Annotated in this window: 3 protein-coding genes; all 3 read right to left on the bottom strand. The window is 37.9% G+C overall.

Going from position 1 to position 2,612, the window contains the following annotated elements; translation table 11 throughout:
- The coding region (tssD, locus tag AC1DPQ_RS24220; RefSeq protein ID WP_477611131.1) for a type VI secretion system tube protein TssD at positions 1-85 on the bottom strand (85 nt) is incomplete at its 3' end.
- Between the two features lie 316 nt (positions 86-401).
- A complete protein-coding gene (locus AC1DPQ_RS24215; RefSeq protein ID WP_477582745.1) occupies positions 402-974 on the bottom strand; it encodes an NAD(P)H-dependent oxidoreductase in 573 nt (190 codons plus the stop codon).
- Between the two features lie 123 nt (positions 975-1,097).
- A complete protein-coding gene (locus tag AC1DPQ_RS24210) occupies positions 1,098-2,486 on the bottom strand; it encodes a DUF5458 family protein (protein WP_477582744.1) in 1,389 nt (462 codons plus the stop codon).
- Positions 2,487-2,612: the final 126 nt, after the last annotated feature.

The raw sequence follows: 2,612 nt of genomic DNA, 5'->3' as shown, positions 1-2,612 counted from the left end.
CATCTACATCACGGTTTAACGCATAGGCACAATGAAGCACATCGTACTCCTTGCCTGAAAAATTTAATCTAGCTTTGAAAGCCATAGTTTTAAAATTTAAAGGTTAAAAAATTTGATTTATTGTAGCCTCCGCTACAGTATCAGCATTAACCAAAGATCAGGCCAATTACGCTTTATATTGCTCATCTATAGCGAATAATCTTATTTTTGAAATCAAGATAAAAGCCTGAAAACGCACTAAACGATTAGTTAAACGAGTTATTATTGTGGAAAACGTGTGGAAAAGTTTTAAGATATTTTTAGTGTTACAAATACAACGTGATAGAGAATAACTTACGTAACTGTAGTGGTTTTACCCAAGATGTAGTCTTTTTGGACAAATATTTCCGGTAACTTAAGTTTTAAATCAGCTGTGAACCAAATTTTTCCATTTTAGCTACCCATTTTTGGCTGTAATGATTTTCAAGAGAATGTAATTCACCAATGGTATTGGTGAGCACGGGGCTCATTCTGCATTTCTCGAAAATAACTTTTTTGATGGATAGGTAAGTTGTTTTCTTATTTGCTTTCCATTCTTTAAAAGTAGCCTCATCCAAAATAGACACAATCCGTGCCGAACGACCACTAAAATTATTGTTTACGTTTTGCTGCTGGGTAGTAAAAATCTGGTCAGGCATAAATAAACGATCAAAAAAACCCTTAATCTTTGCGGGAATATGGTCTACGTATACAGGACAAAAAAGCACCACATGGTTACTCTGCCTAATTGCGGTTAAAGCTTTTTGCAAATCGGGCTCTAACTCGGCAATCTGCCTGTTGTTAAACAGCTTATTCGAGTTGAATATGAGGTCGATAATGGCCAACTCTCGTACGATTGCACCAGCACTTTCGGCACCTTGCTTATACGCGTTAATCAGGAAATTCGTAGATGCGTTTTTTTCAATATCCCCATTCAGGATAAGTATTTGCTTCATTTTTTTTGATTAATCTGATCAGGCCGATGCATTACAAAATTATAAAGAATTTGTTAAGTGTTATGCATAACCCATAAAAAAACCCAACGCTGGGGTTGGGTTTTTATTTTCAGCCATCAAAAACTACTGCTGATTGTACTCTGTATTCCATGTGGTATTTTCATCTTCGCCTTTATGCCCGTCTAGTTTTACTACAAAACTTTTAGCCGGGAAATATGGTGTGATGTGGATATCCAGGTGAATCCTGTCTTTTTGTTGTTCATCTCTTTCAAAACGCATAATTTTAAATCTCTCGATTAAACGGTCGGCTCCCTGAATACCATCCAAGAACTTAACAATCTGGCCACGCAGGTCTTGTTCCGTTTTAGAAGTCCAGTTTTCGAAAGCCCTTCTGTTCAGGAAATCGAATAGTACTTTGGTAATATAATCGAATACACGTACAACCGAATAAGTTTGTAAACCGATATTATCTCCGTTAAATAAGGTTTTGGCAGAAAAAGCCATTACTTTACCATATTCGTTAACCATTGGCACCAAGCCTACTCTTTCTAAATGAGAGATTTCACTTTTCTTTAAATCGAATTTTACACCATCTACCTCGTTTATAGCACCATGTTTTTTACCTGCAGTAACCTGCGACATTAAGGTGTAATACATTTTACCTGCAAGTGCTGCTGATCCGGGTACGGTTAAATCGTCTTCCTCACCCACTTCTGCAACTTTACCACGGCCAACCAACCAGTTACAGGTCATGATTACGTTCGACCTGAATGCGTCACCTCCGGTAAAGTTTGCTGCGGTAAATAAATCAAGTACATCATCCGGCTGATCAAGATCGGCAAAATCGGTTACCAGCATGGCTTTGTTGTTATGCGCAATTTTACCCCATCTCTCTAGTACTTTATTGGAACCCATATAGCCGGGCACAACCATTAACGAATAGTTATTACGGAGATCCAAACGGTCGTAATTCTGTTTTAACTCATCATCTACGTATTCAATAAAACGTGGATTATCAAGATCCTTGATCTGATCCATTGATGCATTTAACAGCACTACATTTTTAAGTTTGTCGGATTCGGTATTTTTATAGAATAAATGTACCGAACGGTATGCCTGCTCCAGCTCTCTTGTACTTTCTAATGCAGTACCGATGTTTTTATTCAGATTTTCTTCGGCAGCATTCAGCTTTTGAGTGCTTTTTTCTACCATATCGGCAACTGAAGTGGAAGATTCAAGCACATCAATCCAAAGCTGGATTTTCTTTTTCAGCTCTTCACGTTCTTTCTTTTTCTCATCACCGGTTAAAAAGATCTGTTTACGGGCTTTACGTTCAGGGTTTAAATTCTGCAGACCATCAACAGTGGCTTCCAACAGATCGAAACCGCCAACACGGGCCAGTTTTTCGAGGTTATCTTTAAGTGATGTTTTTTCTAAGGTTTTGGCTTCAGCTGGTTTAAAGCCTTCCTGGCCTGTATTTTCGTCGGTTTTTAATTCTTGAGGGTTTGACATGTTTTCTTGGCGTTAAGATTATTTATTTTGCTCCAATTCGTCAACAAAGTTCTTCAAAGCGTTAATGAAGGCCGACTTTGTTTCTTCGTTCTTCAAAGCGTTAATGAAGGCCGACTTTGTTTCTTC

The organism is Pedobacter sp. 01T416_2 (assembly GCF_056398925.1).
This window is presented reverse-complemented; position numbering and strand designations above follow the sequence as displayed.

Excerpts from the sequence above, each read along its gene's own strand:
- AC1DPQ_RS24215 (WP_477582745.1), bottom strand. The coding sequence starts at position 974 with ATGAAGCAAATACTTATCCTGAATGGGGATATTGAAAAAAACGCATCT.
- AC1DPQ_RS24210 (WP_477582744.1), bottom strand. The coding sequence starts at position 2,486 with ATGTCAAACCCTCAAGAATTAAAAACCGACGAAAATACAGGCCAGGAA.